Source organism: Pseudomonas sp. ARP3, assembly GCF_001029595.1.
GTDB classification, from domain to species: domain Bacteria; phylum Pseudomonadota; class Gammaproteobacteria; order Pseudomonadales; family Pseudomonadaceae; genus Aquipseudomonas; species Aquipseudomonas rhodesiae.
Map to the genome: position 1 here is coordinate 22,081 of NZ_LEKF01000016.1, position 23,509 is coordinate 45,589.

The 23,509-nt window shown below is 57.1% G+C and carries 22 protein-coding genes and 5 pseudogenes; 9 read left to right on the forward strand and 18 right to left on the reverse strand.

Annotation, left to right across the window (positions count from 1 at the left end; genetic code table 11):
* Positions 1-119: 119 nt before the first annotated feature.
* The 4 genes from pgm to ABX75_RS18025 form a co-directional block, all read right to left on the reverse strand.
* Positions 120-1,763, reverse strand: coding sequence for a phosphoglucomutase (alpha-D-glucose-1,6-bisphosphate-dependent) (pgm, locus tag ABX75_RS18010; RefSeq protein WP_034113645.1), 1,644 nt, complete (start codon positions 1,761-1,763; stop codon positions 120-122).
* A gap of 98 nt (positions 1,764-1,861) precedes the next feature.
* On the reverse strand, positions 1,862-3,268 hold the full coding sequence (locus tag ABX75_RS18015) for a PLP-dependent aminotransferase family protein (RefSeq protein ID WP_047882391.1): 1,407 nt from the start codon (positions 3,266-3,268) through the stop codon (positions 1,862-1,864).
* Entirely contained in the window at positions 3,265-4,689 is a 1,425-nt protein-coding gene (locus ABX75_RS18020; protein WP_034097771.1) for a hypothetical protein, read from the reverse strand. Before ABX75_RS18020 ends, ABX75_RS18015 begins: the two co-directional genes overlap by 4 nt.
* A 707-nt stretch (positions 4,690-5,396) precedes the next feature.
* Positions 5,397-6,419, reverse strand: coding sequence for a zinc-dependent alcohol dehydrogenase family protein (locus ABX75_RS18025; RefSeq protein ID WP_034097770.1), 1,023 nt, complete (start codon positions 6,417-6,419; stop codon positions 5,397-5,399).
* A gap of 266 nt (positions 6,420-6,685) precedes the next feature.
* Between ABX75_RS18025 and ABX75_RS18030 the strand changes: the two genes are divergently transcribed.
* Positions 6,686-7,600, forward strand: a complete 915-nt coding sequence (locus ABX75_RS18030) for a LysR substrate-binding domain-containing protein (protein ID WP_034113643.1) — start codon at positions 6,686-6,688, stop codon at positions 7,598-7,600.
* Positions 7,601-7,965: 365 nt separating this feature from the next.
* Here ABX75_RS18030 and ABX75_RS28550 read toward each other — a convergent pair whose 3' ends face one another.
* Both ABX75_RS28550 and ABX75_RS18040 read right to left on the reverse strand, forming a co-directional pair.
* Positions 7,966-8,358: a hypothetical protein gene (locus tag ABX75_RS28550; RefSeq protein ID WP_236238696.1), complete on the reverse strand. Its 393-nt coding sequence runs from the start codon at positions 8,356-8,358 to the stop codon at positions 7,966-7,968.
* 533 nt (positions 8,359-8,891) lie between these two features.
* Complete coding sequence (locus ABX75_RS18040; RefSeq protein ID WP_034113642.1) at positions 8,892-9,377, reverse strand: hypothetical protein; 486 nt, start codon at positions 9,375-9,377, stop codon at positions 8,892-8,894.
* 300 nt (positions 9,378-9,677) lie between these two features.
* Here ABX75_RS18040 and ABX75_RS29075 point away from each other — a divergent pair.
* A pseudogene (locus ABX75_RS29075) lies at positions 9,678-10,010 on the forward strand (NUDIX domain-containing protein); the annotation flags it as partial.
* Positions 10,011-10,192: 182 nt separating this feature from the next.
* On the opposite strand, the gene ABX75_RS18050 reads toward ABX75_RS29075, so the two are convergent.
* From ABX75_RS18050 to ABX75_RS28565, 3 genes and pseudogenes are all read right to left on the reverse strand, one after another.
* Positions 10,193-10,756, reverse strand: a complete 564-nt coding sequence (locus ABX75_RS18050; RefSeq protein WP_034114299.1) for an NADAR family protein — start codon at positions 10,754-10,756, stop codon at positions 10,193-10,195.
* Between the two features lie 208 nt (positions 10,757-10,964).
* Positions 10,965-11,393 carry a DUF4304 domain-containing protein gene (locus ABX75_RS18055; protein ID WP_080758734.1) on the reverse strand — a complete coding sequence of 143 codons (429 nt, stop codon included), beginning with the start codon at positions 11,391-11,393 and terminating at the stop codon, positions 10,965-10,967.
* Positions 11,394-11,445: 52 nt separating this feature from the next.
* Positions 11,446-11,744: pseudogene (locus tag ABX75_RS28565) on the reverse strand (transposase domain-containing protein); the annotation flags it as partial.
* A 77-nt stretch (positions 11,745-11,821) separates the two neighbouring features.
* On the opposite strand from ABX75_RS28565, the pseudogene ABX75_RS28570 reads away from it, so the two are divergent.
* Positions 11,822-11,999: pseudogene (locus tag ABX75_RS28570) on the forward strand (IS5/IS1182 family transposase); the annotation flags it as partial.
* An 8-nt stretch (positions 12,000-12,007) separates the two neighbouring features.
* Here the strand turns inward: ABX75_RS28570 and ABX75_RS18065 are convergent.
* Positions 12,008-12,472 (reverse strand): DUF3429 domain-containing protein, encoded by a 465-nt coding sequence (locus ABX75_RS18065; protein ID WP_047882394.1) that lies wholly within the window; start codon positions 12,470-12,472, stop codon positions 12,008-12,010.
* Positions 12,473-12,771: 299 nt separating this feature from the next.
* On the opposite strand from ABX75_RS18065, the gene ABX75_RS18070 reads away from it, so the two are divergent.
* Together ABX75_RS18070 and ABX75_RS18075 are read left to right on the forward strand one after the other, a co-directional pair.
* Complete coding sequence (locus ABX75_RS18070; protein WP_047882395.1) at positions 12,772-13,236, forward strand: thiol-disulfide oxidoreductase DCC family protein; 465 nt, start codon at positions 12,772-12,774, stop codon at positions 13,234-13,236.
* 154 nt (positions 13,237-13,390) lie between these two features.
* A pseudogene (locus tag ABX75_RS18075) lies at positions 13,391-13,712 on the forward strand (GTP cyclohydrolase I); the annotation flags it as partial.
* 63 nt (positions 13,713-13,775) lie between these two features.
* On the opposite strand, the gene ABX75_RS18080 reads toward ABX75_RS18075, so the two are convergent.
* The 4 genes and pseudogenes from ABX75_RS18080 to ABX75_RS18095 form a co-directional block, all read right to left on the reverse strand.
* Positions 13,776-14,219, reverse strand: a complete 444-nt coding sequence (locus ABX75_RS18080; RefSeq protein WP_034113637.1) for a DNA methylase — start codon at positions 14,217-14,219, stop codon at positions 13,776-13,778.
* Between the two features lie 175 nt (positions 14,220-14,394).
* A complete protein-coding gene (locus ABX75_RS18085) occupies positions 14,395-14,757 on the reverse strand; it encodes an ASCH domain-containing protein (RefSeq protein WP_047882396.1) in 363 nt (120 codons plus the stop codon).
* Positions 14,754-15,298 (reverse strand): annotated as a pseudogene (locus ABX75_RS18090) (transposase); the annotation flags it as partial. The pseudogene ABX75_RS18090 and the gene ABX75_RS18085, both read right to left, overlap by 4 nt.
* Before the next feature lie 54 nt (positions 15,299-15,352).
* Positions 15,353-15,982, reverse strand: coding sequence for a TetR/AcrR family transcriptional regulator (locus ABX75_RS18095; protein ID WP_040269493.1), 630 nt, complete (start codon positions 15,980-15,982; stop codon positions 15,353-15,355).
* Positions 15,983-16,088: 106 nt separating this feature from the next.
* Here ABX75_RS18095 and ABX75_RS18100 point away from each other — a divergent pair, with 106 nt between their 5' ends.
* From ABX75_RS18100 to ABX75_RS18110, 4 genes are all read left to right on the forward strand, one after another.
* A complete protein-coding gene (locus ABX75_RS18100) occupies positions 16,089-16,982 on the forward strand; it encodes an NAD(P)/FAD-dependent oxidoreductase (protein WP_047882397.1) in 894 nt (297 codons plus the stop codon).
* Between the two features lie 48 nt (positions 16,983-17,030).
* A complete protein-coding gene (locus tag ABX75_RS18105; protein ID WP_047882398.1) occupies positions 17,031-17,408 on the forward strand; it encodes an antibiotic biosynthesis monooxygenase in 378 nt (125 codons plus the stop codon).
* Positions 17,409-17,429: 21 nt separating this feature from the next.
* Positions 17,430-17,591, forward strand: a complete 162-nt coding sequence (locus ABX75_RS29080; protein WP_177329694.1) for a hypothetical protein — start codon at positions 17,430-17,432, stop codon at positions 17,589-17,591.
* Positions 17,592-17,656: 65 nt separating this feature from the next.
* Entirely contained in the window at positions 17,657-18,529 is an 873-nt protein-coding gene (locus ABX75_RS18110) for a class I SAM-dependent methyltransferase (RefSeq protein ID WP_047882399.1), read from the forward strand.
* 332 nt (positions 18,530-18,861) lie between these two features.
* Here the strand turns inward: ABX75_RS18110 and ABX75_RS18115 are convergent, their stop codons facing one another.
* The 4 genes from ABX75_RS18115 to ABX75_RS18130 form a co-directional block, all read right to left on the reverse strand.
* Complete coding sequence (locus ABX75_RS18115; protein WP_047882400.1) at positions 18,862-20,184, reverse strand: cytosine permease; 1,323 nt, start codon at positions 20,182-20,184, stop codon at positions 18,862-18,864.
* A 111-nt stretch (positions 20,185-20,295) separates the two neighbouring features.
* Positions 20,296-21,270: a biotin-dependent carboxyltransferase family protein gene (locus ABX75_RS18120; RefSeq protein WP_047882401.1), complete on the reverse strand. Its 975-nt coding sequence runs from the start codon at positions 21,268-21,270 to the stop codon at positions 20,296-20,298.
* Positions 21,267-22,139, reverse strand: coding sequence for an allophanate hydrolase subunit 1 (locus ABX75_RS18125; RefSeq protein WP_034138736.1), 873 nt, complete (start codon positions 22,137-22,139; stop codon positions 21,267-21,269). Before ABX75_RS18125 ends, ABX75_RS18120 begins: the two co-directional genes overlap by 4 nt.
* A complete protein-coding gene (locus tag ABX75_RS18130; RefSeq protein ID WP_047882402.1) occupies positions 22,136-23,509 on the reverse strand; it encodes an acetyl-CoA carboxylase biotin carboxylase subunit in 1,374 nt (457 codons plus the stop codon). The genes ABX75_RS18125 and ABX75_RS18130 overlap by 4 nt, the downstream gene beginning before the upstream one ends.

Consider the following 23,509-nt stretch of genomic DNA (forward strand, 5'->3'; position numbering starts at 1 on the left):
GACGCCTCACAGCCAAATCGGCAGCGACGCCTGCCCCGATGGCGGTATTTCAGTCCCTGGACCAGTGGACTGAAATACCGCCATCGGGGGCAAGCCCCCTCCTACAAAGCGTTTCAGTGTTATTCGGCGATGGCGCCGTCTACCAACACCTGCGCCTCTTGCACCAAGCGCTTGAGGTGTTCTTCACCCACAAAGCTCTCGGCATAGATCTTGTAGATGTCCTCGGTGCCCGATGGGCGTGCGGCGAACCAGCCGTTTTCGGTCATCACTTTCAGGCCGCCGATGGCCTGATTGTTGCCCGGCGCATGGCTGAGGATCTGCTGGATGCGCTCGCCGGCCAGTTCGGTGGAGGTCACCTGTTCCGGCGACAGTTTGCCCAGCAGGGCTTTTTGCGCTGGGGTGGCCTTGGCGTCGACACGAATGGCAAACGGTTCGCCCAGGGCATCGGTCAGGCCACGGTACAGCTGGCTGGGGTCCTGGCCTTTGCGCGAGGTCATTTCCGCCGCCAGCAACGCCGGGATCAAGCCGTCTTTGTCGGTGCTCCACACCGTGCCGTCTTTGCGCAGGAACGATGCACCGGCGCTTTCTTCACCGCCGAAGCCCAGGGAGCCTTCGAACAGGCCGTCGGCAAACCACTTGAAGCCCACCGGCACTTCGTACAAACGCCGGCCGATGCGCGCGGCCACGCGATCGATCAGGCCACTGCTAACCACGGTCTTGCCGACGGCCGCATCGGCGCGCCAGTCAGGACGGTTCTGGAACAGGTAATCGATGGACACGGCCAGGTAGTTGTTCGGCGCCAAGAGGCCGCCGGACGGGGTGACGATGCCGTGGCGATCGTGGTCCGGATCGCACGCGAAGGCCACGTCGAAACGCTCCTTGAGGCCGATCAAGCCTTGCATGGCGTAGCTGGAGGACGGGTCCATGCGGATCTGGCCATCCCAGTCGACGCTCATGAAGCGGAAGGTGGCGTCGACTTCGGTGTTCACCACCTCCAGATTCAGACGGTAGTGCTCGGCAATCGCAGACCAATAGCGCACCCCTGCTCCGCCCAGCGGATCGACGCCAAGGCGCAGGTCGGCGCTGCGGATGGCGTCCATATCGATCACGTTGATCAGGTCGGCCACGTAGCTATTGAGGTAGTCATGGCGATGGGTGGTGTCGGCTTTGAGCGCCTGGGCGTGGGTGATACGTTTGACCCCAGCGAGCCGGTTGGCCAATAGCTCATTGGCCTTGGCTTCGATCCACTTGGTGACGTGGGTGTCCGCCGGACCACCGTTAGGCGGGTTGTACTTGTAGCCGCCACTTTGCGGCGGGTTATGGGACGGCGTGATCACAATGCCGTCAGCCAAGCCGCTGGTCCGCCCGCGGTTATAGCAAATGATCGCGTGGGAAATGGCCGGGGTCGGTGTGTATTCGTCGCCTTCGGCCAGCATGACGTGAACGCCGTTGGCGGCCAGGACTTCCAGCGCGCTGGCACCCGCGGGCGTGGACAACGCGTGGGTGTCCAGGCCGACGAACAGCGGGCCGTTGATGCCCTGGGCTTCGCGGTACAGGCAGATGGCCTGGCTGATGGCCAGAACATGCCATTCGTTGAAGCTCAGCTCGAACGAATTGCCACGGTGCCCGGAGGTCCCAAACGCCACGCGCTGGGTGGAGATCGCTGCATCAGGCTGGCCGGTGTAGTAAGCCGTGACCAGTCGCGGGATATCCACCAGCAATTGGGCCGGCGCCGGTTTGCCCGCAAAAGGACTGATAGTCATGCATAAACCTCGGAAAGGAAGAATTCGGAAAAAATGCCAGTTTACTGAGAGTTGGACTACCGCGCGACGGTATCGATCCTACACACTCAACAGAATTTTCAACCCGTTTGCGCCTGGCGCAATGCGTCACTCAATGCCGCCAGCGCACTCTCCATGCTCGGCTGTCCGTGAAAGGTATGGTTCAGGCGCAGATTTTGATGATGCAACCCGCTGACACTGAACAGCTCCCCCGGGGCGATCACCACCTGCCGCGCCAACAGATATTGGAATACCTTGCGCATGTCCACCTCGCGGGTCGAACCCAGCCAAAACGTGGCCCCGGCCGCAGGCACGCGGTACGTCACTTGTTCCCCCAGGTGCAGCGTCAGACGCTGCCCCATGTGCGCGGCTTGCTCGCGCAATTGCTGACGCAAATCACACAGGTGCTGGTCGATGCGAGTGCTCTGATATAGACGGGCGATGGCGCGCTGCCGGATCGACGATAAACGGAAAGATCGCAACAGGAACTGGCGCTGCAACTCTCGGCTCATGCGTCGACTCAATAAGTAGCCGTAGGGCGCTTCCGATCCAAGGATTTTCTCGAACGACGAAAACACGATCAGCCGTTCCGGGTTGACCAGGTCGCGCAATGGCGTATGCGGCACCTCCAGGCTCAACTCGCCGAGACTGTCGTTTTCCAGCAGCCAGCATCCGTAGTGGTCCAAGCGTCGCGCCACGGCCAGGCGATCCTCGGCCGACATCGCCACGCCTGAAGGCAGGCTGACCGCCGACGAGAGTAATACCAGGTGCACCGGCTCATCACGCAACAGTCGCTCCAGGTTTTCGCTGTCCAAGCGCGCTTGCGCGGTCCAGGGCAGCTCGATAACGCGCACACCGGCGTCCTGCAGCAGCCGCAGAATCAGCCAATCACAGGGCGACTCGACGATCACCGTGGTGCCTTTGAGCCCCAGCACTTCGATCAGAATATCCAGCACGCCACGCAAGTCGGCACCGATGTATACGTCGTCGGCATGCCAGCACCGTGTGGGTGACGAGGTATAACGCGCGGCCAGCGCCGCCCGCAGCTCCCACACCCCGCACGGTTGGGACCAGGGTTGCAGCTGGCCGGGATACTGGCGCACCAGTTCGCGCTCCAGGCGCAGCAAAGTGGCATTCAACGAAGCCTCTAGCGCAGGCTCATCGCCGCTGAGCACTAGCATTCCAGGGCGCCGGGCAGCGGCATAGAGCCGGTCGAGCAAGTCTCCACCCAGCCAGGCTGTCGGATTGGCCGACATCGGCCACGCGTAATAACCGGACTTGGCTACCGAATACACTCGCCCCTCCTTCTCCAGCAACGAGTAGGCGTATTGGATCGTTGAGATCGACACGTTCAGGCGAGCGGCCAACTGGCGCAGCGACGGTAACTTGACTCGGGTGTCCGTGCTGACTTCGTTGATCAGGTTGATCATGTAGCGATACACCGCCTGATACGCGAAATCCGCCTGGCGCTCGCCGCGAAGGGTCATCGCCCGGACAATTGAAAGGCCGGTGTCGCGCCATGAGACACGGCACGGGCACTGCGCAGCTGACCATTGGCGCAGGTCAAGGGGCGTTTGCGATACAGATGTTGCAACAATGGCAGGGGTAAACCGCTGGTGTCGGTGAACCATTGTTGCAGCATTTCGGCCGATGGTTTGCCCTGCAACGCTTTGTGCAGTTCAGGCAGTGCTACCAGCATGCCGGGATGACATTGGCGCAAATAACCTTCCAGCCGCTGACCGTGATGAATGAACGGTGAAAACAACAGACAGATCAATTGAGTTTCATCCAGGCCGAAGAATTGCTGAGCGAAGGTACTGGCCAATAAACGACCTTCACGGGAACTGGCCTCGGCGAACAGCTCCTCAGGCATGTGCAGGCGTCGCATGTACTGGGCCGACTGTTGGATGAAGCCGTCGACGCCATCTTCATAATCGAGATCGCGCAGACATTCGGCCTGCAGGCCGCGCAGGTGGGCCATCAGCAACGGGTTGGAATAGCTTGGATGGCTGAAGTGAAAACCCAGCGGGTCGGGCGTATAGGCCATGAAATCGGACAACAGCGTCGCGGATTGCAGGTCGACGTCCTTGAGCAGATCGTCAATGCCGATGTAAGCCAGATGGCGGTGTCCCGAAGGGCTAGGGTTCTCATGGGCCACGTAGTGTTCGCCATAAACATCGCGGTAGTAACCGGTGCTCCACTCGTCCATGCGTGCGAACAATTCGGTGAGCGACCGCGCCCGCCCCTTGGCGGGGGGGACGCCAGCGCCTTCGGCGGTTCTTTTCAGCCAGGCGAGAAACTGGCTTTGCTTGCGTGGGGAGTCACCGCTGACCAACGCGTGAACGCCGCCGTTCCAAGTCGTGACGCGCTGGTAGAAATCGCCGAGGGCCAGGTAGGTTTCATTGCACAATGTCGCGCGACAATCACCGGAGCTCAGATGGCCCACCATCAACATATTGCGCTGGCTGTTCGCACGCCCGAGCGCAGATGCGGGGCGCAGGTGATTGAAGGGATGCACCTCTTGGTTTTCCACCATGAGCAATTCGACACGCGGATCATCATGGAGAAACAGGCGGCTGTAACCCTGATTGAGCGTTTCGAGCTGCCCCTCGGTCATACCGGCATGACGCAGCGTCGCCACGCGCAAATCGAAAGTCCGGGGTGCGCGGCCGGCGATGGTCAACTGCGCGGCGCGCAACAGCGCCAGGGTGTAACTGCTGACCTCGCCTGCGCCGTGAGCCACCAGCACTTTGTAATCCCCGACCTGCTCCATGCCTCCTGCGGCCACCACAATACGTTGGACCAACAACTGGAGTGCCGTCCTGCCCGAACGAGTAAAGTGCCCGATCAAACGTTGCAGAACTTGCTGATAAACATGATTCATAGCCTGTTCGTGAATAGTGCTCATAGTTGTACTACCTGAGTTGAAATATCAGTTTCAAGCTACTGCTAAGAGTGTCTGCTTGATCCATTGCGCGTGTAGGAAATTCGCGCTTCGCACCGTGCGCCAATAAATAGACACTAGCACCGAGTCACGGGATGGCTGGGATTACCCACTGCACAATACGGCCAATGAAACACACGCAAGCCAATGATATAGATAGGTAAAACGCTTCTATCGACCACCCCTAGGAAGCCTCTGACAATGTCCTACACACTTCTAACCAATTATTTAAAGAAGCATCCGACAAATACACTCAAACAACTTTCCAGGTCCTGGCGCTGTGACTTTCCCTCAAAGCGTCTTACACCAAAAGTCCAGTTGATTGACGCACCCATAGTTCGGGTGACCATCGGTAGCCGCATCATGAATTCAATCATTGCTCAATCCTTGAGATGAATGTGAAGTCGCAATTATCAGTGCTGGATTAATGATTAATAGATACAGAAGTTGGTCGAAAACCAGTGCAGATCAACAGCCGAGGACGTGCCGAAGGGGCATACACGACGACGCCGCACTGGGTTTCAGTGCGGCGTCAGGGGACCAGAGCAGGATTCAGGGGCTGAAGGGCGTGATCGGCACTTCATGGGGGGCGAGGCTTAAGCCCTGTCAAATGGCGCATTTGCCCCATGCGCCATTGGGTCGAACCAGCTGATTACGAATCTTCCTACGCGCTAAACAGCTTCAACCTGCAACGCTACACGTTCCCGGCACGGGCATTCGTCCATGTAGCGGTGCGCTTCCACGAACTGATTGAACGGAAACACCGTGGTTTTCAGCGGCACCAGCACGCGGTCGGCGGTCAGCTGGTTGATGTCACGCAAGGCCCGTTGCAAAGCGACCTGATCCTGGACAATGCCCAGTTCCGGCTTGCCGGTGAAATTGCCGATGCAGTGCACAAAGAACTGAATGTTTTTCTGGAATGCCGCACACGCAGGGAACGGCGTCTGGTTGCCGCCTTGCAGCCCGTACAGAACCAGACTGCCGCGCGGCGCCAGCACATCGCCTAGCAACGACATCTGCGGGCCACCTAAACCATCGAACACCACGTCGACGCCGCGATTGTCGGTGAACTTGTTGATCTGCATAAGCAGGTCCTGCTCCTCGGTGGCGATCACCTTCTCGGCCCCGAGGGACAGTAGGTACTCACGCTCGGCGCTGTCCTTGGTCGCAGCGATCACTCGCACACCCAGCGCCTTGCCCAGTTGCACAAAGGACGGACCGGCACAGTGGCTAGCATCCGTGACTAACGCAAACTGCCCGGGTTTGACCCGTGCCAGATCCACGTAAGCAAAATAGGCAATCAACAGCGGCGTGTAATGCACGCTCGCTTCGATGGGGGTCAAGACGTCCGGGTAGCGCGTCAGGGCCGAACGAGGCAGGACGATCTGCTCGCCATACACCGGATAGTCATTGGGGCTCTCGGCCGGAAAACTGGCCACTTTATCGCCCACGGCCAAATCCTCCACGCCATCGCCCAAAGCGACGACCACCCCTGCCATCTCATGGCCCAGGCCAGAGGGAAGACGTGCATGGGAAGACGCCAGGTTCTGACGCCACAAAATGTCATACCAACTGATGCCAATCGCTTCGACACGCACCTGCACTTCGCCCGGTGCGGGCAGCGCGGCTGCATGCTCTTCGCATTTGAGCACCTCGGCCGGACCAAACTTGTGAAAACGGATCGTGCGGGACATCGCAAACCTCGCCAAATTAACCTCTAATGCCATGAACTTTATCTGGGCTTTCCTGGCAAGACCATCGGTCACCATTAATAGTCGACATGCCTGTCATTGATTCCGCGTCTGATGAATAGACCCTAAGTATCGTAGGAAAACTCAATTAGCCGGTGCAGAGTACCAGTCTTTCCCCGTAAGATTCATGCCGGTCATGCTTCAAGAGGGAACCCGAGGGCTCCCTGTGACTGCTCTCGTCAAGTTTGCTGACTCTTCCAGGACACAAGATGAACCGTAACGACCTGCGTCGTGTCGACCTTAACCTCTTGATCGTATTCGAAACCTTGATGCACGAGCGCAGTGTGACCCGCGCCGCCGAGAAATTGTTCCTCGGCCAGCCGGCCATCAGCGCCGCGTTGTCGCGCCTGCGCGGTTTGTTCGACGACCCGTTGTTCGTACGCACCGGCCGCAGCATGGAACCTTCGGCCCGCGCAGTAGAAATCTTCGCCCTGCTCTCCCCGGCCCTGGACTCGATTTCCACCGCGGTCAGCCGCGCCGCCGAATTCGACCCGGCGACCAGCAATGCGGTATTCCGCATCGGCCTGTCCGACGACGTTGAATTCGCCCTGCTACCCCAGTTACTCAAGCGCCTGCGCGCCGAAGCCCCCGGCATCGTGCTGGTGGTGCGCCGCGTCAATTACATCCTGATGCCGAGCCTGCTGGCCTCCGGCGAAATCTCCATCGGCGTCAGCTACACCGCCGACCTGCCGGCCAACGCCAAGCGCAAAGTGCTGCGCCGCAGCCTACCCAAACTCCTGCGTGCCGACAGCGTGCCCGGTTCCTTGAGCCTGGACGACTTCTGCGCCCGCCCCCATGCCCTGGTGTCGTTCGCTGGCGACCTGAGCGGTTTTATCGATGAAGAGCTGGAAAAACTCGGGCGCAAGCGCCACGTCGTACTCGCCGTGCCGCAATTCAACGGCCTGGGCACCTTGCTGGCCGGCACCGACATCCTCGCCACCGTGCCGGACTACGCGGCCGAAGCATTGACCTCGGCCGGCGGCTTGCGCGCAGAAGACCCGCCGCTGCCGGTGCGCAGTTTTGAACTGCACATGGCGTGGCGCGGTTCACAGGATAACGATCCGGGGGAGCGCTGGTTGCGGTCGCGTATTCAGATGTTCTTCGGCGACCCCGAGAGTTTGTAATAGAGTTCTACTAGATTCTATAAAGGCTTATAAAACATCAGCTTACAGCATCTGTAATCCATGGACGTCCGTCCAATTCCAAGGGGTTCTGACGCTTTTGAGGGGCATAATTGGGGGCATATTTTCATTTTTTAAATAATGATGCCCCCACTTATACACGCCCGAGAAGGCGCTCTGTTCAAGCGTAAACTGACCGACGCTTTCGTACGCGCACCAACTTTTATAGCATGTCTTCGTTGCTCTTCACTGACTGCCTTAAGTTTTTCTACAAGGCTTTTCACAACCTTTTCTAAACGCATAATTATTATTTAGCCTCTGGCAGTGATTTTAATGGCGCGGACACATCCTGTGCGCTCTTTAAACTACTACTGCCAGAATGTCAGACAGACACCATATTCATCGAGAAGGCCGTCAGCAATCTCAAACTGAAATACCTTCTCTGGAAAGGCATCGGATAACGCGCGTTTCCAATATCTAGTGATCTGTTCAGCAAATAAATGACAAAGACGATAATCTTCTTCAGACAGGCCCACTTTAAATACGGGTCGCCCCGGTGCATCCTCCCACTTTGAAAAGAACTGATTTATTGAAAAAATATTTCTGTATCGTTCAACGTCTCTACGCGATGTACTTAGTTCCAATACACTAGATTCGGTCTCAACCAGCCCGTTCAAATAAAATTTTTGCGGATCGTATTGCTGAGCGTTAGGCAGCCAGAAAACATGACCACTGACCTCAATAAAATCAGGAGAGAGCAAACCCAGAACAGAAATTGCCTATTCTAATGAAACCAAGTGCCCTACATATGAAAAAAAATTTCCGGAGCCTATATCTGAAACAAACAAACTCAACGACTCTTTAGAAATATTACCCTGATAAACTTTCATCATTTCAACCCCAAGCTATCAAGAACCGACTAAGGGACATTTCCCTCAAAAACTTTTGTATCACTTCCCTTCTTGGGGAAATATGTTTCATTCGGAGCTTGGTTCCATTCGACCACCTTAATCCGAGAGCTAGACACGTCATATAGTGCACGCCCCTCAGGACCGTAGACAACAACATGCCGATTTCCAAGATTCGCTTAAGAATCGGGAGTTTGCCCTTGCAACGGATACTGAACACCACCACGCGTTCCCGTGACGGTCACATTCGTTCCCCTGAGCCCCTTGATATAATCTAAACCAATAGTATTACCGGCAGAGTCCGTAATGAACCTGGTGTATTTGGAGCATTAGTAGTTGCTTTTGCACCGCTTCAACCCGGCAATAGGACGTTGCCTCTTATTAAATCACAGACTAGAAAGCTTCCACAGTATCGCGTAAGGCAGCTCATCATCCACAATATCATGCAAGCGAAAATAATAAACAGCCAATGAACTTTCTAAGCCCTTATGAACAAATGCACCATCAGACATAACACGATAAGAGGCGTATTCCATAAACTTGTCAGAACCAAGAGAGCTAAGAGCATTTTTAATCTGACTATAGGTCGCCCCCGTCCCAACCGGAAGCAATTCAGGCGGCGGCCGGCATACGGCCATGTCATCATTTTCAACATCCCTGTAGTAGGCTCTTCTAAATGCAGGCTCACTGCAGGCCCAATAGAGGGACAGCAAACGAAATTTTTCCTCTCCCTCATCAGAAAAAGCGTCAGCTAAAAAATACTGATCGTCTGAAATTTTGTATGCACCGTCGTCCATAGCGATAACGCATTGCTCCCGTACATCAACGGCGTCCCCAACCTTTGACTTGCACAGCGATGACCATTCCTTCATCTTAAACACCTCAATCCTATTGTGGCCATTTGAATATTCGGCCTTCGACCCTGTCAGCCTTAAGCGCACTCTCTGCGGCTGCTTTGGCCGATCCCTCCGGCATATTTTTAACAGAGTTTATGATCTCTTATTGCCAGGTCTGTAACTTTGAATCTGGCAAGGACGTCGGATAGCTTGCGCCAGGAGCACGATACTTGGCGTCCCAGACGATCACAGATCGCGATGATGGATCATACGTAATGTAATCTGCACCAGGGAGTGACGCTTTCCCAGGTCCGGAAATTGGTGTTTGCCCCGACTCAAGACGGAGAAACATTCCACGCCGCTGCAATACGTGAACTGCGTGAGGAGACCGGTATTCAGGTCAACACAGTTGTAGGGCCTGTGGCAGATCGGAGGTTTTCAATGCTCCTGCCCAGCGGCGAGACGGTATTCGCAGTTGAGCAGTATTTCATTGTGCACGCGGAAAGCCAGATCCTTTCTAGCTCCGAATGGACCTTATACGAGACTCAGGTCATGGCAGATCATCACCGGTGGTCCGCCCCCAAGCTGAGATCTACTGGAGAAACGGTATGGCCAGAGGCGTTAGTTGAGATGCTCGTGGATGCAGGTGTCTTCGAACCGGATGCGTAACCGTCACCGCGAGTCCATATGCGTTTTTACACACTCTGGGCCAGAAGCAGACGCTCGAAGGTATCCACGTAAATTCGGGTGAATCAGCTTTTGTTGACTGACGCGCGATCTTAATAAGGCCGCATGCAACACGCCCTGGCGTTCGCCAAGGCTTCTGCATTTCCGCGAGTAAGGTCAGGTCACTACCTTGGGGCTGGGATACTCGTCCCGTCCCGCACCTGCATCAGCGCAAACCCCAACAGATTCAAACCTTTCCACAGATTTGGATTGTTGGCATCCGCGCTGTCCTGTGCGAGCCCTATACCCCAGACGTTATCAACGGGGTTGGCTTCGACAATAACGCGCGAACCGGTTTGTAGAAGATATTCGTTTAACTGCGGATTCTGAGAGAACTTGGCCTGGTTCGCTCGAACAACAATGTCGTATCGGTGTTGCAGCCAAACCTTATCATTAAATCCGCGAACCTTTCGACCAAGTGCTTTGGCAGCATTAGGAGTAGGAGCGCGGAGCACCTGCGCACGATTTTCCTGATCGTCGAACAAGGCCGCTTTCTCGGCCATCATGAAGTGTTCGGCCGTCGGGTAATATTGCCCCTCGATAATGAACCCGGCCTCGAACCATTGGCTGAAGCACGAAGCCGTGACGACAGTTTTGCTGCGCTGGTGCCCCCAGAAAAACGTAAACCTCAGATGCTCTCCAGAGTTGAAACGGGAGCACAGTCTTTTCAGATGTTCAGAGTCGTTCAAAAATATATCCTCGCTGACGAAGATCAAAGTTACAGCTACTGTGCTGACCAAGGCAATCAGGAGGTTTGGTAGGTCTTCGGCTCAAAAATTCAGTCTCGGTGTTTCGGATGTAAACTAAACGGTAACGTCCGGTAGACACGTCTTGACGGAATCATCTTAGGCCGATGGCGCGAGCAAGGCGCCCTTGTTGACAGTTGCGGTGGAGCATTTACGGGCTTTTGGTGTCCGGGAGAGGACCTTTGGCCCAGTGGTCAGATGCTTGGCCGCGCAGGTAAGGTTGAACCTCGCGGGCCGTATCTGCGAACCGAGTAGCACTGTTGCCTTTATTGTCATATCTGAACCAGTGATCACCTCCCATAACCGCCCCTAAACGAATACGCTTATTCGGATGCAGGTGTGCCGCGACCACCTTTGCCGGCGGGATCTGTTCACCCCAAGACATAGTCACTCCCTCTGCGGGGCTAACAGCTACCTCAATGACGAATCCCCCTCCATGCCTATCAAATTGAAACGTGATCAGATCAATTTGTTGTCCTGTATTGCGGCGAAAATGGGGAGGCGATCCCTTGAACCCCATGCTACGAAGGATCGGGATGACATGTTCCTTTAATGCGGCATCGATTTTTTCGCGTTCCATTGCATTACTCTACTTGGCAAAAGAAGAAGATGTTCAGTAATACGTTTAGCAATTAGATGGACGTCCACTTATGCGGCAGAAGCTCAGTAATCTCGCTCGCCCGCTGCGTAGGCAGGCGTGTAAGAACATCCTTCAAGTAAGCATACGGATCATGCCCATTGAGCCGCGCAGACTGGATCAAACTCATGATCGCTGCGGCACGTTTACCACTGCGTAGCGAACCTGCGAACAACCAATTCGAGCGCCCAAGAGCCCACGGCCGAATTTGATTCTCGCACCAATTGTATCGATGGGCACAGCACCGTCATCGAGATAGCGCCTTAGCGCTATCCAGCGTTTGAGGCTATACGACGCGCTTGGATCAGTTGTGGCGGGTGAGATGTTAGTGTTGGTTGGGTGCTGCTTCCAACATTATCACCGCCGATATCGTGCAGACAGCCGTCGATACCCAGCGCCATTTGATCGTTGCTCATGAGGTGACCAATATCGGTTCCGACCGCGATCAGCTCAATGGCTAAGCAGGCACGCGAGGCCATCGCATCGGTTACTTGGTCGGTGGTGGCTGACCGAGGCTATTTCAAAGGTGAGGAAATCCTGGCCGGGCACACGAGGCTTCATGAAGGAAGCGCCTCAACGAGCGCCGCAAGCAGCAAGCAGACGCTCGCCACGAGGGTCAGCCGTAATCGCATCGGCATGTACCAAGCGGGCAAGCTTATAACCCGCAAGAGCTTCTTGTCCTGCCGAAGGTGGACGACTAAGCCTATGACCAACAGCAAGCAGCCCAAGGGCATTGGCAGTAACGTGGCGATCCAAGCGATAAGTGCAGGTATAACACTCCAGATGAACCGGTCGCTGCGCTGCTTGGCACTCATATCTCGCATGGTCATGGCGAAGCCCCAGTGCAAGGCTCCGACGAAGCTCAGGATGACTGCTCCATAGTTAACAAGCGCAATCGCAAACAGCGTCCGATAGTCGAGAGAGAACGGAATCAGCAGTGCCAGAACAATAAACGGCAACAGACCGCCATAACCCAGCAGGGTGACGTGCTTTGGCGCAGGGGTTGAAGGGAACCCATTCATTTGTATTCCTTGCAGTGAGCGACACCCAAGACTGTAGGCCCAAAAGCCCTGTCTGGGCGAGATATTGATGGCGAGGTGGGTTACATGACTGCAGCCCTGACCTGTTTCAAACTTAGTGAATCTGTTACGCAAGCGTGTACGCCTTCGCATAGCTTGCCGCCACCAAACTTGATATCGAAATCGAAAGCACGGGGCGATTTACTCACGAAAGCAAACATGACCGTCCATAGCAGAGCGGAAAATTGTCAGCCTGTTGCTTTCAGCATATCTTGCACAAAGGTTATACAAGAGTGCCCACCATGTACAAGAAAATGAATTGGCCACTGACGCTGTACTTTGACGGTGAATGCCCTCTATGTGCGCGCGAAATCAAGCTCCTGCGCGGGCATGCCATAAAGGATCATCTGCTTTTCGTGGACATCAGCAACAGTGAATTCGACGCAAATGCACTCGGGTTCACGTTCGAGCAGATGCAGTCCTCGCTGCACGCCCGCTTCGCTGATGGACGCTGGATAACCGGCCTGGATGCCACCCTGTGGAGCTGGCGAGCCGCCGGCTTGGGCTTTTGGGCAACGCCACTGACTTGGAATGTACTCCGCCCGCTGCTTGAATTCGGCTATCGCCTTTTTTGCCGTATACGCCCCCATTTGGCGTGGTTACCTCACCCAGATAGCGGCAGCCGCTGTGTCGATAACCGTTGCGTAGTGCCGGCGTCAAAACCCGCATCAGACGAGCAGTCCACTTTGAAAAATAAGCAGACCTAGACAGCTTCGCCTTGTCATGTCGCAGACGCATAAGCTGGGTCATAGCTGATCCGGCGAAGCCTGTGGCATCTGCGTCAGATAGTGCGCAGTAGATACGCTCCTACCACCAAGGTTTGCCGACCCATAAAGCGCAGCGTCGCTGCTGGGATTCAAGATGAACCCATCATCAGTCGAACATTATCGTGAGATTCTCCTCGGCGTAGATGGGAACCCTGAGCGTGAAGGACTGCTGGATACCCCCATAGCGCGAAGCCAAAGCGATGCAGTACCTGTGCAATGGCTACACACTGAGTCTGGAGGAATTGATCAATGGCGCATTGTTCGAATCGCAAAATGATGAAATGGTCATCGTGCGCGACATCGAACAGTGTTCATTGTGTGAGCATCACATGCAGCCCTTCATCGGCAAGGCTCATGGAGCGTACATCCCCACTCGAAGGGTACTGGGCCTGTCGAAGATAGCCCGAGTGGTAGATGGCGTGCGAGTTATCATTGACTTCACCTCGCTGCAAGCAATCGGAAGGCAGTGTGAGTGAGAGCTATGCCGAAGATTCGAAGAGCACCGCAGCCGCTTCCCTCAGAAAAATTTCAATAGTTTTTGGCCCTATCCCTTCGAATTCAGACAAGCGTTTTTCGAACGCGCGACGATCGGCGCTAGCCGCAACAATGTTGCTGACCTTGCCATCGTATTCAGTATTCACTTTGTTAGCTAATGCGAGTAACCGCGACGACGTAGTCTCGTCGTAACGCACGTAGTGAGCCTCTCCAAGCATCGTGACCAACTGGCGGTGAGTGCAGCTCGCCAGTTTGTGCGGCGTATCCCGATGGTGTTTCTCGACGATCACCCGGTACGCGTTAGCCGCAATCTGCCCCTGGATTCTTTTGCCCATCAGGAAACTGGCAAGCAGCCATTTGAACAACCCGGCTTCGTTCGCACCTCGAAGGTCGATTTGTAAGTCATGTGCGCTGATGATTTTGCTCACTGGTTCACCCTTTAAGCGACGATCTCTATATAGACCACCTTACTCTCAGATACAGGCGAGCTTGGTCTGAAGCAACCAATGCTGAGTCATCAGTTTTTCGTAAGCGCCTGAACAACCCACCTTGTGAAGTGCGCGCTGAGGAGTAAGCGTCTGACCAACACATCTTGCTCAATGTTCAGCGCCTGTCTGGAAGTAGGAAATCTACCTCGTAGATTCCCCGTGCCGCACGGATGGCCACAGGGTGTGTGACTGGCCTTACGTCACTCAACTCCCATGCGAGCCAGCCATCCTCAAAATAGCTTGCACAGGCCGCTTGCATGTCAGTGAGGATGAAGGGGCGCACGGTTTTCACGCGCACAATTGCGACGGCAGTACCGTTATTGTCTTCGTCCCCGTCGTTATGGAGAAAACGCCCGTTTTCCACAATCAGGAGATCCTCAGAAGGATCTAAGTCTGGATGCCAACGACGGACTTCGAGGATTTTCTCGCCAGAAGCGATTCGGCCTCCACTGGGCCGTACAATTGATAACGCCTTTATGGTTCTCTCCTAAAATTAGACGCTTGGAAAATAGTCGCTTCGATAGGATTCCACTTATGCGGCAGTAGCTCGGCGATCTCACTCGCCCGCTGCGTCGGCAGCCGCGTCAGCACATTCTTAAGATAAGCATACGGATCATGCCCGTTGATGCACGCAGACTGGATCAAGCTCATGATCGCCGCCGCCCGTTTGCCGCTACGCAGCGACCCAGCAAATAACCAGTTCGACCGCCCAAGTGCCCACGGCCGGATCAAGTTCTCGATCTGGTTATTGTCGATCGGCACAGCACCATCTTCCAGGTAGCGCGTCAGTGCTCCCAGCGTTTAAGGCTGTAATCCAGGGCCTTGGCCGTAGCTGAGCCCTCGGGTACAAGTTCGCGTTGGGCCAGCATTCACTCATGCAGTTTTTCAGCAATGGGCACCGCCGTTTCCTGGCGTAATCGCCAAACGAGCTTGCCGTTCCTGGCACCCAAGAAGTTACGCGCATGCTCGCCAGTTCGGCTGGGGCTAAAGTCGTAGACCACGGCCTGGCGCTTCATGAAGCAGAGACCAGTGGTGTCCAGTTAACGACCGACATCAAGCGTTCAAATCAACCACTAAACACCGTGCGCCGCGATGAACATGGCGACGGCCGACCGGCAATAGGATTCGACTTCATTGTCGTCCTTTGCCTTCGCCTCATCGAAGCGGGCGATCATCAGAAGATCGGACCCTTTGATAAGCGCGGCAAACAAACGGGCAGACTCCAAAGGGTCGGGCACATTTAGCATCGCCTGCGCGTGCAAGTGCCGCAACAGGGCCTCGATTTGGGCAATGACATAGGCGGGACCGGCTTCGTAATGGAGCTTGCTCAACGACTTTTGCTTAGCCTTGTCGACCATGATCATGGCCTCAACATTGCGCACTTCCGGACTCAACAATGTGCGCAGCAGGAATGTCCCCACCGCCATGAGCTGATCTGCGGCCGAGCCGTCGACGCCTTCAACAATGGCCTGCGGTGCAAACTGATGGCAGTGGGCCGCGATGGCCGCGCTGAACAGCGCCTCCTTGTTCTCGAAGTGCCGGTAGATGCTTAGCTTGGATATTTTTGCCCGCTGGGCGACCTTGTCCATCGTTGTCGCTTGAAATCCCAACTCCATAAAAAGTTCGCCGGCGGCGTCGACAATCGTTTGGCTGAGCGCCTCGTTGGCTGGCCGGCCGCGCCGGGTCTGGCAAATTTCGGTCATGAGAATTCCAGTACTTGACAGTATCTTAACTATGGAATTATGGTACTCGCAAGTACTGTAAAAGTAAAACTCAAGTCCCTTCAGCCTCAACGCGGAGCCTATCACCATGAATGACGTCATCATTATCGGCGGCAGTTTTGCGGGTCTTGCCGCCGCTCTACAGCTTGGTCGTGCCCGCCGAAAAGTCACCGTTCTCGATACGGGTCTTCCGCGTAATCGCTTCGCCAAGCACTCGCATGGTTTGCTTGGCCACGATCACAAGCCACCGCAAGAGATTCTGGCCGAAGCGCGGCAACAGCTTGCGCGCTACCCTACGGTCAGTCTTGTCACTGCCCGGGCCGAGAATATCTCTGGAACCATTGACGATTTCTCCATCCTCACTGGCGATGGCGAAAGCCACAGGGCGCGCCGGCTGATCCTGAGTTATGGCGTCGTCGACCAGATGCCTGAACTTCCCGGCTTTGCCGAAGGCTGGGGAACCTCCATCGTACCCTGCCCCTATTGCGACGGCTTTGAAGTTGCGGGCCGGCATTGGGGCCTCGTCTGGTCCGGTCCGCCGTCGCACAACTACGTCAAGCTATACCATGACTGGACCGACACATTGACGGTCTTTGCCAATGGTCACGACATTCCACCCGACATCCGCGCCGATCTGGCGCGCCGCGGCAACCCTGTCGTTGATGGCCGAATCACCGAAATCGAGCATAACGAGAGCCACAACACCACCGTCAGGCTCGACGCCGCCACCTCTGTTGCGGTCGACATCCTATTCGCGCATCCGCGCAACAAGCCCTCCGCACGTCTGCATGAATCACTGGGCCTCGCCACGGTCGATACGCCCCTGGGTATCGCGTTCAAGGTCGACGAGCGCCGCGAAACCACTGTGCCCGGCGTCTACGCTGCCGGCGACCTTGCCAACCCTCTCATGGCATCTGTCAGCACGGCTTCATGGCAAGGCGTGATGGCGGGCATCTTCGCCCAGCAGTCGATGCTGGTTTGAGATCAAGCAGCATCGAGCACACTAATTTCAATAGACGCGAGCGCCACCATGGAAGTCCTAAAAAAATTCAAGCCGCTAGACGATAAATTCCCGCTTGAGCGCCAACTCGGCATCTCGGCTGCGCCAATCGTACTTATCAACATATTTACGGTCGGTCCCACCGACGAGGCGGGCTTCCTGGACGCCTTCAAGGCGGCGGGCGAAACCCTGAAGAAGCAGCCGGGCTTCATCTCCACCCAACTGCACCGAGCGATCGGTGATAGCCCGACCTTCCTGAACTATGTGGTGTGGGAGTCCACCGAGACGCTCCGCGATGCCTTCGCCCGCCCCGAATTCGTCGCGAAGGTATCGGCCTATCCGTCATCCGTCGTAGCCACCCCGCACCTGTTCCAGAAGGTCGCCGTCCCCGGCTTCTGCACCGCCTGACTCCGGAAATATACCAGCGATGTGCTCGCGCTGATCGACCGCTGCATCCTCCCCGCGCAGGTCGACGACCGACATCGGTTCGCCGCCCCGCACGCGATGGAGGTCGTCTCCGGTGTGGGTCATTTCCTGCTCATTGAGGCCCCTGAGGCGATCGCGGAACGGATCACGGCATGGGCCAAGTAATGCCCTTCCCTCCTTGCCTCGATCAAAGGCTAGCTGGTTAAACACTATCAAAACGAGAAGATGTCATGACAGAGCAAAAAACCTATCAGGGCGCCGACTGGAATGGCCAAAGCGGAGAGTACTGGGTCGCCAACCAGGCCCGGTTTGACGCCATGTTTGCGGTATTTGGCCAGGCCGCGATAGAAGCCGCAGCGCCCGCCACGGGTGAGCGCGTGCTTGACGTCGGTTGCGGCGCAGGCGCGTCCAGTCTGGCTTTGGCCGCCCGCGTCGGCGCGGGCGGACATGTGCTGGGTGTGGACATATCCGAACCGCTGATTGGACGAGCGCGCGAGCTTGCGCCGCAGGATGCGCCGGTGCTGTTCCAGGTGGCCGACGCCAGTAACGCCGAGCTGCCCGATGGTGCGTTTGACATCCTTTTCTCGCGTTTCGGGGTGATGTTCTTCGACGATCCGACAGGGGCGTTCACCCATATGCGACGCGCGCTCCGGCCGGGCGGTCGGGTCGCTTTCATCTGCTGGCGCGGCGTGGCCGAGAACGATTGGGTGCGCCTTCCGATGGGCGCGATCAAGGGCATCGTCCCGCTGACCGCACCGCCTGATCTTGAAGCACCCGGACCCTTCTCGTTCGCTGACCGGGGCCGGGTTACACGTATCCTGACGGCCGCTTGCTTTACCGATGTCACTTTTGCGCCGTTCGATGTTTCCATCCCGTTCGGTGAAGGCGAGACTCGGGATGCGGCTATCGACGACGCGGTAAGGATGGCATTCGAGGGCGGCCCGCTATCGCTTTTGCTCGCGCAGCAAAGCGATGACATCCGCACCCAAGCTTCAGCGGCGGTTCGCGCCGCTTTCGCCGGCCTCCCCGGCGAGCGGTCGGTGATGATCGACGGCGCGGCGTGGATCGTCACGGCACGTAATCCGGCAGCCAGCGCCTGTTAGCAGGGGTGACGCCCTCCTATGCTCAGTAAAGCAGGGCGACTTAGATTGATGTCCCTTAGTTTGGTGATCCCTCCCTGACAAAGTGATCCACAGCAAAAAAGTACGCGCCTGAGATTGAAATCTGGATTTTGCGCAAAAGGTTCAGGTGTCTTTCACGTAGTAGCGTGCAAACAAGATGTTTTCACCTTCACTATTCGCGCGTTTGGGCGAACAGGCTTTTTCAACGTCATCGGCAGAAGCGGTCACTGAAAGCCCATCAGCGAATTTGTGATGAGCTTCCCATAGCCGGCTCCTTTAGAGCAGGCTGGTACGGGATCAGTGACCGCAAAACTCTACTCCGCCATCCGTAACCGCAACCAGCTTCGATGGGATAAGCCTGCTTGCAAGGCGAATGCAACTATCACGGTAGATGGTGCGGAAAAGCTGCTCAAGCCGCCGCCGGAGAACATCAACGCAAGGCCCAATGCGGTGGCGCCAAACCAGGCCGTCAAGCCCACCGGGTTAAATGCGACCACCCGTTCGAGCTGTGCCATGTCGCTGCGTCCGTAGACAATCTGCGCCAACGCCACACCCACCCAGGCCACCACGAAAATCCCTTGGTAAGCCAAGGCTTTGAGTAGATACGCGAACACATCGGCGAGCATCAGGCCATATACGATCACCCCGACCATCAATGCCCATACCAGGTACGAACCACGCAGGCCAAACCGTGCAAAAAACGCCTGCATGTTCAGGGTCGCCAAGTAATAGTTGGCGGTGTTGATCCGGGTTTGCGTGGCCCAGACAAACAGCAATCCCCACAGGCCCATCAACTGCAAAATCGCCATCACCACCGAGACTTCGTTCAGGGCCCCTTCGTGGGGAATGCTGCTGACCAGGTAAATGCCCGCCGCGCCGTTGAGCAGAAACGTCACTGCGTAGAACGGCATGCCGAAGTTCCAGCGACCGTGGTACTCGGCGTCTTCAGGCTTGCCGAAACGCGCATAGTCGAAGGTGAACAGCATCAATACCCAGACGCCCATGTAGGCGACAAAACAATCCCACCAGCCGAATGCGCTAGGCGTTGCCGGGCCGAAATCCAGCCATTGCGGCTGGTAGCCATACCGGCTGATCGATAATCCCACGGCCACCAGCAAACCACCGAGATACACCGGCAACAACACACCGTTGAGCTTGTCCAGCCAGTGCTGCACGCTGCCCAGGATCATCGGCACGCTGTAGAGCACCACCGCCAATGCCGCCAGCGGATAGACCAGTTCCGGGTACAGGTGATTGAGCGCGACGGCGATCACCGAACCCTCGAACACCGCGTAATAGATCGCGGTCGAGAAGAAAATCAGCGTCGCCAGGCATGCCCCGGTGCTGCCGAACAACAGTCGTGAGAACAACGCCACCGACAAACCGCTGCGAATCGCAAAGCGGCTGAGAACGCTGTTGACCAATCCATAACTGATCACCGACAGGAGCATGCCGATCAGCGCATTGCGCGCACCGAACGACAATGCCAATGAAGCCCCCACTACGATGTAAAACATCGCACTGCACACCGCCCACCACGCCATGGTCAGAGACAGTCGCCCCATGCGCGCTTCGGTGGGAACAGGATAATGCGCCGGGTCTTGCCCGGTTTGACTCGATTGCGATAAAGCAGCCATATGCGTGAACTCCAAAACCAGTCAATGGTTGAAGCGCGGGCAGCCGTCACCGCACCGAAGTGCGGCGTTGGCGTACCGTTTGGCATGGCCCGCGCTAGACGGCGGGCAGAATCAGGAAGGGAACAGCTTGCTCAGGCAGCTGAGTTTTTTCTTATAGGTACGTCGCGCTTCCAGCGCCTCTTCGAGGGTTACCGCAACAAAGCGGGCCTTCTGGTTGGGTTGCATCTGGCCGATCAAATCGAGGTCGGCGCTGATCACCGTGCCAATCATCGCGTAGCCGCCACCGGACACCGCATCTCGGTGCAGCACGATGGGTTCGAGCCCGGCGGGCACCTGGATCGAGCCGATCGGGTAGCAACTGTCGACGATATTCGACGGATCGGAACCGGCGCCAAACGGCTGCTCTCGGGGCTGAAAGCTCAGCGCGCTGCCGCCCTTGAAGCGATAGCCGATGCGATCGGCTTCCGAACCGACCGTCCACGGCTCGGCGAAAAAGCTTTTCGCCGCCGATTCGGTCAAGCGGTGGTAGTACAAACCGGGCACCACTCGCAGGGTGATTTCGCCACCCAATGATTGCCGTAACGTCATGGGCAAACTGGCCCCGGCGCGGCTCTTGCCACTGGCGATGCCCACCGGCAACTCGTCGCCTGCAATCAGGCGTCGCCCCTGAAAACCGCCGAGCGCGCCGAGCGCATAGGTGGAACGACTGTTGAGCACCACCGGCACATCAATGCCGCCGGCCACCGCCACATAAGCGCGGGCACCAGCCTTGGGAAAATCAAAGCGCAACACTTGCCCGGCCTTCACGGTGAACGCGGTGTCGTGGTGCATTTCCACGCCATCGACCCGAGGCGTCATGTGCGCGCCGCTGACCGCCACCAATGCATCCTGCTGAAACTCCAACTCAGGCCCGAGCAACGTGCATTCCAACCCCGCCAAACCGGCCGGGTTGCCGACTAATTGATTGGCCGCGCTCAAGGCGTATTGATCGAGTGCGCCGGACGGCGGAATGCCCAAGTGGTAATAGCCTTCGCGGCCCAGGTCTTGTACCGAAGTGGCGAGGCCGGGTTTGAGGACCTTAATCATGCCAACACCTCCTGCAGCGACTTGGGATAGCCAACGGGATCGGCGAGGAACGCGTCCAGCGAAAACTCCACCGGCCGAATCCGCAGATCAAAGCAACCAGCGTCCACTTCGGCCACGGCGTGGTCGTAAGCCTCACGGTCCATCGGTTTGAACTGCACGATGTCGCCTGGACGGAAAAACACCATGTGATCTTTCAGGTACGCGAGGTTCTGTTGCGGGTCGTAGATCGGCGCGGGGGTCACGCCAAACATCTGATAACCGCCGGCGCCGCGCACCGAGTAAATGCAACCAAAGCAACCGCCATGGCCCAAGGTCAATTTTGGCGTGTCGGTGCGTGGACGCAGGTACTTGGGCACCTGCAACTGACGCTCGCGCTCAACCATCTGGAACATGAACGGCAACCCCGCAACGAAGCCAACCATCGAGACAAACCACGGCGCGCCACTGTGGGCCGCGATGAACGCATCGACGTCGGCCAAACCGTTGATGCGTGCGGCGTATTCCAGGTCCGTGGCGCTCGGGTCTTGGTGGCGGTCGCGAAAACGCATCAGGGTTTCGTGAGTCCAGGGATCGTTGTAGAGCACCGGAATTTCGATAATTCGCGTCTGTAAGGTGCGCTCGGCGACGGCTCCGGCCTCGGCGGTTTTTACCGCTTCAAGCAAGGTGTGCGGGGCGATGCGATCCGGGTCGAAACGAATCTGGAACGACGCGTTGGCCAGGCAGATATCGAGCACGCCATCCAGCGCCAGCCGTTCCACGGCGCGGGTGACGGCCAGTCCTTTGAAAAACGCGTCCAGGGACATGCTGTCGCTGACTTCGGCAAACAAATGCTCATCGGCGCCAAAACTGTAGCGGATGGGCGTACTCATGCTTCACCTCCGCCGCGGCGCTCGGCCAGCCAGGTTTCCAGGGTGCCGGTGTGAAAGTCGGCGCTGTGCAGCCACGGTTGCTCCAGCAATTCACCGTGCAACGCCAAGGTGTTGGCCATACCGGTGAGCGTGGTGTGCGCCACGGCACCACGTGCGCGAGACAAAGCCTCGGTACGATCGTGACCATGAACAATCAACTTGGCCAGTAGCGAGTCGTAGTATGGCGGCACGCGGTAACCTGGGTAGAGATGGGTATCGACACGAATACCCTCCCCTTGTGGCCAGATCAGCGATTCGACCAGGCCGGGGCTGGGGAAAAAATCCCGCGCAGGGTCTTCAGCATTCAGGCGCATTTGCAAGGCGGCGCCGTTGAGTCGAATGTCGCTTTGCTTGAAGCCCAGCGGCTCGCCGCCAGCGATGCGCAACATGGCCTGGACCAGGTCGATGCCCGTGATCAGTTCGCTGACCGGGTGCTCCACCTGAATCCGCGTGTTCATCTCGATAAAGAAAAACTCACCGGTAGTATCGTCATACAGGTATTCCAGGGTGCCGGCGCCCTTGTAACCCAGGGATTCAGTCAGGCGTACCGCGCTGGCGCACAGCGTTTCCCGTTGCTGCTGGCAGAGGACTGGCGATGGCGCTTCTTCGAAGATTTTCTGCCGGCGCCGTTGCAGCGAACACTCGCGCTCAAACAAATGCACGGCGTGCTGACCGTCGCCCAGCACTTGCACTTCAATATGCCGGGCCCGGCTGATAAACCGCTCCAGGTACACCGCGCCATTGCCAAACGCCGCTTGGGCTTCGCGCTGGGAACGGGGGAATTCTTCGCTCAGCTGCTCGGCGTTTTCCGCCAGCCGAATACCGCGCCCGCCGCCACCGGCCGAAGCTTTGATCAACAGCGGGAAGCCAACGGATTCGGCAGCCTTGAGCGCCGATTCAACGTCGAACAGTTCATCCGGCGAACCCGGCACCACCGGCACACCGGCGGCTTGCGCCGTGCGCCGCGCCTCGGCTTTATCGCCCATGCGCCGGATCGTCTCCGCGCTCGGGCCGACAAAAATGGCGCCGGCAGCCACCACTGCTTCGGCGAAGTCGGCGTTCTCCGACAGAAAGCCGTAACCGGGATGCACCGCGTTGGCGCCCGTGGCTTTCAAGGCGCCGAGCAATGCCTCGACATTCAGGTAACTTTTGTCGGCACGGGCCGGGCCGAGAATATGCACCTCATCGGCCATACGCGCAGCCTGGGAGTCGACGTCCGCCTCGCTGCACGCAGCAACGGTAGGAATGCCCAGTTCCTTGGCAGCGCGGATAATCCGCACGGCGATCTCGCCACGATTGGCAATCAGCAATTTATGAATGGCGTGAGTCAT

Bases quoted from the DNA above. Each gene is read 5' to 3' on its own strand.
- pgm (WP_034113645.1), bottom strand. From the start codon at position 1,763: ATGACTATCAGTCCTTTTGCGGGCAAACCGGCGCCGGCCCAATTGCTG.
- ABX75_RS18015 (WP_047882391.1), bottom strand. From the start codon at position 3,268: ATGACCCTTCGCGGCGAGCGCCAGGCGGATTTCGCGTATCAGGCGGTG.
- ABX75_RS18020 (WP_034097771.1), bottom strand. From the start codon at position 4,689: ATGAGCACTATTCACGAACAGGCTATGAATCATGTTTATCAGCAAGTT.
- ABX75_RS18025 (WP_034097770.1), bottom strand. From the start codon at position 6,419: ATGTCCCGCACGATCCGTTTTCACAAGTTTGGTCCGGCCGAGGTGCTC.
- ABX75_RS18030 (WP_034113643.1), top strand. From the start codon at position 6,686: ATGAACCGTAACGACCTGCGTCGTGTCGACCTTAACCTCTTGATCGTA.
- ABX75_RS18040 (WP_034113642.1), bottom strand. From the start codon at position 9,377: ATGAAGGAATGGTCATCGCTGTGCAAGTCAAAGGTTGGGGACGCCGTT.
- ABX75_RS18055 (WP_080758734.1), bottom strand. From the start codon at position 11,393: ATGGAACGCGAAAAAATCGATGCCGCATTAAAGGAACATGTCATCCCG.
- ABX75_RS18065 (WP_047882394.1), bottom strand. From the start codon at position 12,472: ATGAATGGGTTCCCTTCAACCCCTGCGCCAAAGCACGTCACCCTGCTG.
- ABX75_RS18070 (WP_047882395.1), top strand. From the start codon at position 12,772: ATGTACAAGAAAATGAATTGGCCACTGACGCTGTACTTTGACGGTGAA.
- ABX75_RS18095 (WP_040269493.1), bottom strand. From the start codon at position 15,982: ATGACCGAAATTTGCCAGACCCGGCGCGGCCGGCCAGCCAACGAGGCG.
- ABX75_RS18100 (WP_047882397.1), top strand. From the start codon at position 16,089: ATGAATGACGTCATCATTATCGGCGGCAGTTTTGCGGGTCTTGCCGCC.
- ABX75_RS18105 (WP_047882398.1), top strand. From the start codon at position 17,031: ATGGAAGTCCTAAAAAAATTCAAGCCGCTAGACGATAAATTCCCGCTT.
- ABX75_RS18110 (WP_047882399.1), top strand. From the start codon at position 17,657: ATGACAGAGCAAAAAACCTATCAGGGCGCCGACTGGAATGGCCAAAGC.
- ABX75_RS18115 (WP_047882400.1), bottom strand. From the start codon at position 20,184: ATGGCTGCTTTATCGCAATCGAGTCAAACCGGGCAAGACCCGGCGCAT.
- ABX75_RS18120 (WP_047882401.1), bottom strand. From the start codon at position 21,270: ATGATTAAGGTCCTCAAACCCGGCCTCGCCACTTCGGTACAAGACCTG.
- ABX75_RS18125 (WP_034138736.1), bottom strand. From the start codon at position 22,139: ATGAGTACGCCCATCCGCTACAGTTTTGGCGCCGATGAGCATTTGTTT.
- ABX75_RS18130 (WP_047882402.1), bottom strand. From the start codon at position 23,509: ATGACTCACGCCATTCATAAATTGCTGATTGCCAATCGTGGCGAGATC.